Source organism: Oleiphilus sp. HI0086, from assembly GCF_001635225.1.
On sequence record NZ_LWFZ01000633.1, the window covers coordinates 1 to 7,305 of the forward strand.

10 protein-coding genes are annotated in these 7,305 nt (G+C 43.5%); 4 read left to right on the forward strand and 6 right to left on the reverse strand.

What is annotated here, in order from left to right:
• Positions 1–671 (forward strand): IS3 family transposase (locus A3756_RS08490; protein ID WP_068553330.1); only part of this gene is annotated, 671 nt, incomplete at its 5' end.
• Positions 672–706: 35 nt separating this feature from the next.
• Here A3756_RS08490 and A3756_RS08495 read toward each other — a convergent pair.
• The 3 genes from A3756_RS08495 to A3756_RS08505 all read right to left on the reverse strand — a co-directional run bounded on the left by A3756_RS08495 (position 707) and on the right by A3756_RS08505 (position 3,081).
• Positions 707–1,141 carry a DUF3429 domain-containing protein gene (locus A3756_RS08495; RefSeq protein ID WP_068508353.1) on the reverse strand — a complete coding sequence of 145 codons (435 nt, stop codon included), beginning with the start codon at positions 1,139–1,141 and terminating at the stop codon, positions 707–709.
• 99 nt (positions 1,142–1,240) lie between these two features.
• Positions 1,241–2,797 (reverse strand): cryptochrome/photolyase family protein, encoded by a 1,557-nt coding sequence (locus tag A3756_RS08500; RefSeq protein WP_068508356.1) that lies wholly within the window; start codon positions 2,795–2,797, stop codon positions 1,241–1,243.
• 23 nt (positions 2,798–2,820) lie between these two features.
• Positions 2,821–3,081, reverse strand: coding sequence for a DUF3081 family protein (locus A3756_RS08505; protein WP_197469968.1), 261 nt, complete (start codon positions 3,079–3,081; stop codon positions 2,821–2,823).
• 157 nt (positions 3,082–3,238) lie between these two features.
• Between A3756_RS08505 and A3756_RS08510 the strand changes: the two genes are divergently transcribed.
• Positions 3,239–4,567: a DASH family cryptochrome gene (locus tag A3756_RS08510; RefSeq protein ID WP_068508348.1), complete on the forward strand. Its 1,329-nt coding sequence runs from the start codon at positions 3,239–3,241 to the stop codon at positions 4,565–4,567.
• A 135-nt stretch (positions 4,568–4,702) separates the two neighbouring features.
• Entirely contained in the window at positions 4,703–5,314 is a 612-nt protein-coding gene (locus tag A3756_RS08515; protein ID WP_068508355.1) for a Yip1 family protein, read from the forward strand.
• Between the two features lie 150 nt (positions 5,315–5,464).
• Here the strand turns inward: A3756_RS08515 and A3756_RS08520 are convergent, their stop codons facing one another.
• Complete coding sequence (locus A3756_RS08520; RefSeq protein ID WP_082865156.1) at positions 5,465–6,004, reverse strand: methyl-accepting chemotaxis protein; 540 nt, start codon at positions 6,002–6,004, stop codon at positions 5,465–5,467.
• A 29-nt stretch (positions 6,005–6,033) separates the two neighbouring features.
• Here A3756_RS08520 and A3756_RS08525 point away from each other — a divergent pair, with 29 nt between their 5' ends.
• Entirely contained in the window at positions 6,034–6,255 is a 222-nt protein-coding gene (locus A3756_RS08525; RefSeq protein ID WP_068510776.1) for a hypothetical protein, read from the forward strand.
• Positions 6,256–6,531: 276 nt separating this feature from the next.
• Here the strand turns inward: A3756_RS08525 and A3756_RS08535 are convergent, their stop codons facing one another.
• Entirely contained in the window at positions 6,532–6,774 is a 243-nt protein-coding gene (locus tag A3756_RS08535) for a hypothetical protein (protein WP_156490373.1), read from the reverse strand.
• Positions 6,775–6,820: 46 nt separating this feature from the next.
• Positions 6,821–7,305, reverse strand: a 485-nt coding sequence (locus tag A3756_RS27620) for a hypothetical protein (protein ID WP_082865157.1), incomplete at its 5' end; no start/stop codon positions are given.

Here is a 7,305-nt window from a genome sequence, read left to right on the forward strand (position 1 = left end):
GAGAACTGCGGAAACGATTGTGCAGAGAGGGCTTTGATATTACTGAATACAGCGCTCAAAAATTAATGGCTAAGCTTGGATTGGTCGTTACGCAACGCATTGCATACAAGGCAACAACTAAGCGTAAACACAGTGATGCTGTTGCAGATAACTTGCTGAACCAGAACTTTAATCCGGTTGGGCCAAATCAAATCTTGGCTGGCGATGTGACTTATCTGAAAACAGGCGAAGGCTGGATGTATCTCGCGATCGTCATGGATTTATTTTCACGCCGAATCGTTGGCTGGCAGATTGATAAGCGTATGACTACTGACTTGGTTAGTCGAGCTATGATCAGGGCATATAATCTGCGCCAGCCTCCTAAAGGCTTGGTGTTTCATAGTGACAGAGGTTCGCAGTATACCAGCAAGCGTTATCGCACACTGCTGAGTAATTATGGCATCAGAGCTAGCATGGGGGATGTAGGTGCTTGCTGGGATAACTCTGTTGTGGAGCGGTTCTTTGGAAGCTTAAAGCATGACTGGGTTTTGAAAGTGCCCCAGCCAACGAGAGAGCATATGAGAAATGATGTGGCTGACTACATGCGTTATTACAACTTAGAGCGGCTCCATACTTCTAACGAAGATATGTCGCCAATCGAGTACGAAAACTCTTTAAGAAAAGTGTCCTGATTTAGTTGCGCAGAACACATTCTGCTTGACTCGTTTCACCAGTCAAACACCATTGCAGAAAAAACCAAGGAAACGAGAACGACAAGCGTTATCACCAATCTCAACCTCATGAACCAAGACTCCAACACCTCTTCCTCAAATAGCTTTCGATCAATCACCAGCAAATAGATAAAACAGAAGGCGAACACGAGCGAACTATAAATCGACTCACAAGACGCTGCTAACCAAGCTAGAAGAGTGACAAAATTACTGTGCAAGAAGAGATTGATGGATGCATCACGAAGCAGAAACAATCCCCAATGAATGCCCGCCAGGAAAGAGATGATCACAGCGGCATATATACGCAAAGCCAAGTTCAAATTAGTCTCGTGCATATCAGAAAGGAACAGATACATACTTGGGATCAAGTAAAAAGGGAGTGCTCCGGCAAAGGTCAAGGATATTGCGATACAACGCTTATTTTTGTTCATGTGGCAGATTAACTCCAAGTCTGAGTAAAACCGTTCATTAGGCACTGGCAGCGTTCGAACTGTTTTATTGTTGATACCAGTTTATAGATCTAGCTCTATTTAGATCGTTTCAATATTGTCTAGCAATGTCAGCGCTCTCTCGTGAATGAGCTGCTTTTCTTGATCAGATTTTTTAGCCCACTGCTTGGCGATAAAAGATAACCTTTGATTGTCGGCCAAGCGTTCTTCATGCCTTCCAAAAAAATCCCAGTAAAGAGCATTGAATGGACAGGCGTCGGGCGTTACCTTCTCTTTAACCTTATAATGACAACTCTTACAGTAGTCACTCATCTTGTTGATATAGTTGCCGCTCGCAGCATAGGGTTTTGTGGCGATCCACCCCCCATCAGCAAACAAGGCCATCCCTCGAGTATTGGGTAGCTCAACCCACTGTAAGGCATCGATATAAATCCCTAAATACCAATCATCTACCTCATCGGGATGAAGACCAGCCAGCAAAGAGAAGTTACCTGTTATCATTAAGCGCTGAATATGGTGGGCATAAGCATACTCTAAAGACTGTTTGATACTCTCCTTCATACACGCCATCTTGGTTTCACCAGTCCAAAACCAACTTGGCAAAGGTCTACTCGCATTCAATCGATTCTGTTCCGTATAATCCGGCATATTGGCCCAGTACATTCCTCTAACATATTCTCGCCAGCCAAGAATCTGACGAACAAAGCCTTCGATCTGCGAAATCGAAATACTAGATTGCTGTTGATAGTATGTTTCAATGGCGACATCGATCACCTCATCAGGGCTAATAATATTGGCATTCAAAGCAAAACTCAGCCGTGAGTGATATAGGCTCCAGGAGTGAGGAGAATTGCAGGTCATCGCGTCTTGAAAGTAGCCGAATTTCGGGAGGCATACTTGGCAAAAGTATTGAAGTTGAGCCATCGCTTGTCGATGGTTAATCGGCCAAACTAGCTTAATGTTCGCATTACCGAAACTGACAATCTCATGATCGTTCAACCGTTTTAGAATGACACTTACGTCATTTTCAAACACCAGTGGCTGGGGAATATCAGCTAAGTCTTTCTTTTTGAGCGCATGACGATTGTCCTCATCGTGATTCCACTTTCCACCTAAAGGGCTGCCTCCTTCCATCAAGACACTGAAGCGTTTACGCATTTTACGATAGAAACCTTCCATTCGATGATGTCTGCCACCTTCGAACCATAGAGGTAGTTCGTTGTGCTCAAGAAAAAAATGCTCGGTTTCATAGAGTCGGGAGGTGATCTCCAAGTCTCGAGTAAATTCACGTAGTTGAACATGCAGTCGATATTCATCAGGTTGCTGATATTCAAATACCTGACAAGCGCAGCGTTCAATGACAGATGAAAGCAATGCTGGCAAATCTTTATATCCCGAGCTTTCGTCCAAATTGAAGTACTTTACCCTATGTCCTGCCTGTCTTAGATTCTCCGCAAAATCCTCCATCGCGGCAAAGAAAGCACAAACTTTTTGAACATGATGCTTTACGTAGTTAGTTTCCTGCGTCAGTTCAGCCAAAATGTACAAGGTGTCAGGATCAGATTCCTTGAACCAAGAGTGACGGCTATTTAATTGATCCCCCAAAACAAGCCTTAGACGCTTGGTTTTCAAACTCATGATTTCTCTCTCGTTGGCCATTGCTAGAAAACAGTGCGTGCAATATTTTTCAACTTTTCGTAAAAACTCTCCAGATCCCTGTTTTGAGCGCACTCAATTTTCATCTTGTTGTGAAAAAAGAGAGTTAGCTTAACTTTGTGGTCACTGAGCATAATCGTGTAACCGTCATAACTCAGTTCGAGGCTAATTTGCTGATAAATAAGCTTGCCTCCCTCCATGCTTCCTTTTTGCCGAATGCATTCAGCTGCCAGCATGACTACCTTTGGTTCAATATGCTGTTCCAAGTTCCCAACTCCTAAAATTAGAATGTGCCCCAAGACCACACCGAGCATTTAAAAGCTTATACGCATCAACGCGTCAATGGATCACCCCATGCACTGATCCAAAATGAAACCTGCTTCGTAAGTGCCTGAAACACCCTCAGCGCACTACGGAATCCATATGCTCATTAAACAACGAAGAGTTCTATACTGGTTTACTCGAGACCTGCGAATTCATGACAACCAGGCGCTGCACGCCATAAAAAGCGCCGATCGCCTACTGTGCATCTATGTCGTAGACCCTAGATGGTTTCAGCAGAAGCTATGGCAGCAACCTTCCATCAGCAAACATCGCTGGCAGTTCACCTTGGAATGCATTCAGGATTTAAAACAAAACCTCGCACGATATGACCAAGAGCTGATTGTTTTATATGGTGATACAACTGAGCTGATATCCAACCTTATCAATAATTACGGCTTTAGTGACCTCGTATTGACTCAGTCTTCCGGTTCTTATGAGCGGCACATCCTTAAAGCGATTCGCAGGAAATGCTCCGAGGCTGCGGTAATAGAATATGAACAATACACGATCTTCAATGAGTTAGAACTACCGTTTAAGGTCTCTCAGTTACCCCAAACATACTCACGCTTCAGGAAATCAATTGAAAATCAAGGTGTCCCTGACCCCCTTCCTGCCCCCAAATTCCTGCCAATCATGCCTAAGATAGATATGTTGGAAGCAGAGAAGATTCCTGATTGGCTTCCTGTGAATACGACTTCGCTCCGCTTTACCGGTGGTGAACGCGAAGCGTTTGGCCATCTGTTCGAGTATTTCTCCAGTGATGCGCCCCGTCGCTACAAGACAGTAAGGAATGAATTATCCGGCTGGACCAACAGCAGCAAAATATCACCCTGGTTAAGTAGCGGCTGTCTATCTCCACGCCAGGTCATCAAGAAATTGCTTGAATACGAACAGGAAAACGGGTCTAACGATTCATCTCGTTGGCTATATGTCGAGCTATTGTGGAGAGAATATTTCCAATGGTGGCACTTTCTAAAAGGAGACCAACTATTTAGTTTCCAAGGATCCAAAAAGTCACCCCCGCTTACTAGTTTCTACCCTGAACGCTTCAGTAAATGGTGTGAAGGCGAAACGCCTTTCAAGATTGTCAATGCCTGCATGAAGGAACTAAAAAACACGGGGTATCTATCAAACAGAGGCCGACAAATCGCAGCCAGTTGTTTGGTTAATGAATTGAGCGTGGACTGGCGCTATGGAGCAGCTTGGTTTGAGTACTGTCTCATTGACTTTGACTTGGCAGTAAATTGGGGCAATTGGCAATACATTGCAGGCGTGGGGGTTGACCCAAGAGGAGGGCGCCACTTCGATCTTGAAAAGCAGTCGAGACTCTATGACCCTGACGGTTTGTATCAAAAACGCTGGGGAGCTGAAACGGATCCAAATTTAGACTCTCGCGATGCTGCCGACTGGCCAATCATACACGAGTAATAGAGATACCGAACAAAGACGAGCAAAAAACCGAGTGATCCATTAATTGATTCCTAGCGTAAAGGATCGATGAGAAAGGCAAATTTCAAGTCTACTATCAAGCAAATATTCTTTTGGAAAATATGGGGAAATACAATGTTACTGAATCATGCTTTTGGAATGTTCACTCACCCTGATGAAGAATGGGAATCGATCCGCAAAGAACATAGTAATCCGGGAAGAATTTATGTTGCATACATTGCCGTTCTAGCAATGATTAGCCCAATATGCGCCTATATATCGACGACACAGTTTGGTTGGCAAGTTGGCGATGGGCAAATCACTAAACTGACGACCCAGAGCGCTTTGCAACTCAACATAATCACCTACATCGCAATGCTTATTGGTGTATTTGGGCTTGGCTGGGCAATCGATTGGATGTCTAAAACCTATGGAGGCAAACATGATGAATATGCAGCAAACGGTATCGCCTTGGCAGCCTATTCTTGTACGCCACTTTTTTTGGCTGGTATCGCCCTTTTAAACCCTGAACCTATTTTCAACATGGCTGTATATCTTATAGCGGCAGTATATGCAGGATTCTTGATCTACGACGGTTTACCGATTGTCATGGGTATTAGCAAAGAACGCGCATTGTTGTTTAGCGGCGCTATCTTGACTGTCGCTCTCGTTTACCTTGTAGCAACAAGAGTCGGTACAGTCGTCATCTGGAGCATAGGCTTCGCCCCTCAGTTCGTATCAGGTTAAGTAAAGCGAGATAGACGGGTTCATCAATGTTGAACCCGGTCTGTCGATGGCGTTCTTAATGTCAATATGTTTTCAGCGGATGACAAGCTTGGTTGGATACCGATTGTACTAGTCACCGTGCTCAACTGTGTTCAATATTAGCTGCGATCACTACGCGCTTCTTACTAGGGTGTTCATATCTTTTGCCATGATTGATAACTCGTGCGCTAATTCTGAAAGCCCCTGACTTGCATCCATCAAAGTTTGCCCCGCGTCGGCGTTTGTTCGACTAATATCTTCAACATTCTTACTCTCCAGAACAATCTCTTCAATCTGCGTACGTTGCTTGCTCATTGAATCTGAGACGGTAGAAATATTCCCCGCCGCCTGTTTTACCGAAATGACGACTTTATCTAGCGCGGAGCCCGACATATTGACTGCTTCAGCACCCGCTTTGACATCAGAACTCGCTTTGTCTAACAAAGTTCTAATCTTCTGAGCTGATTCGTTGCTTTTTTTGGACAGTGTCCTAACCTCATCAGCCACGACAGCAAATCCTCTACCTTGATCCCCTGCACGGGCCGCTTCAATTGCAGCATTAAGTGCAAGAAGATTGGTCTGCTCAGCGATATCCGTAATGACATTCATCATGGCAAGAATACCGTCATTACTTTCCTTCACTTCCTCCATATTCTGTATCGCTGTTGCCATTGATTCAGAATCGTACTAAAGGAATATCTATGACAGGTCTGGCAGAAGATAAACTGCAAGAGTTTGCTAATGGTGTCGCTGATTTGTGTGATCAGTTAGGTGTTGAGGATCATGAAGAGAAATTGACCGCGATTGGGAATACTTTTATAGGGGCAGCGCTTTCACTAGGGAAACCCAACTTCTCAGTCAATGTTGATGGCTTAGCTACAGCTTCTGTTGAATCCGTTCTAGAGGCCGTCGAAGAAGAATAATTAAGGTTGATCGAACAGGTCTAATTGTTTTTCTGAACTGTTTTTTCTTCGTAAGGTAAAGCCAAGTTGGGAATGTACTTCTGATAACCAGGCTCGATAAGCCTGTCCACACCTAGCTTCAAATGGGTAAGCCTGGTTTAGTTTTTTCCGTATCAGCTTCACATCATTTTTCCCCGTTTCGAGGATAACTGCATGAATAATTGGTCCCGCGAGCTCTCTATAATGATCTAATTTCGACGCAGAAGACACGGGTTCCAGACAGCTGACCAGGTTAAATTAATGCACAGTGAAAGTTTGAGTGACTGCCCTTGCCTGATCGGAAAGCGTTTTATTGAGATTCTTAACTAAAAGGTTAAAGGTAACCAGAGTAAAACCATCTTGCGCATATTCGAAAACAGCGTCTATATCCAGGATGAACCCTTTATCAATGTTGGTTTGAACTAGGTCCAGCATGAGTTCTACAGCATCGGTTAAACCATCTATGTCTTCACAGAAAGGAATCTCTATAGGTCTTTTCAAAAAAACTGCCTTCATTTTTTTTCTATTATGCATCAGGGATGTTTGGCTAGTATAACTCAATTGCAACAGATGCCTCTGCACAATTGTCAGGCTCAGATATCAAGCAGGTCTCTATTATAACATTGGCATCTTTTGGAATAATATCCAGAAAATCCGTTGCATCGACAACATGATTTTGGATACCTTCAGGCTTATTTAAAGGAATACTTGTTGTAGAAAATTGGTTCAAATTATCCTTTGCATATACACTTTCAAATGAAGCGAATTCACTACACCCATAATCTGCTCCCAATGCCATTGGGAAAGAACACTGGATAGTGAACAACTCCAGATCATTATCAATCTCAATAATATCATTATCACTCAGATAGACCTTTGCTTGGTAAAGCTCTCTTTGATTAACACCTAACGTAGTGTCATCCGAATATTTAACCGTTGTCATCCAAGTTATGCTTAACTTTTCTTCAGGGTTAAAGTGATTTTCTGTACTTCTATCATTTGAAAGCAGATTAAAAACCTTTGGGTCTAGAG

What these genes read in the sequence shown, in the direction of transcription:
- A3756_RS08515 (WP_068508355.1), top strand. Translation starts at nt 4,703, where the DNA reads ATGTTACTGAATCATGCTTTTGGAATGTTCACTCACCCTGATGAAGAA.
- A3756_RS08500 (WP_068508356.1), bottom strand. Translation starts at nt 2,797, where the DNA reads ATGAGTTTGAAAACCAAGCGTCTAAGGCTTGTTTTGGGGGATCAATTA.
- A3756_RS08520 (WP_082865156.1), bottom strand. Translation starts at nt 6,004, where the DNA reads ATGGCAACAGCGATACAGAATATGGAGGAAGTGAAGGAAAGTAATGAC.
- A3756_RS08510 (WP_068508348.1), top strand. Translation starts at nt 3,239, where the DNA reads ATGCTCATTAAACAACGAAGAGTTCTATACTGGTTTACTCGAGACCTG.
- A3756_RS08495 (WP_068508353.1), bottom strand. Translation starts at nt 1,141, where the DNA reads ATGAACAAAAATAAGCGTTGTATCGCAATATCCTTGACCTTTGCCGGA.
- A3756_RS08525 (WP_068510776.1), top strand. Translation starts at nt 6,034, where the DNA reads ATGACAGGTCTGGCAGAAGATAAACTGCAAGAGTTTGCTAATGGTGTC.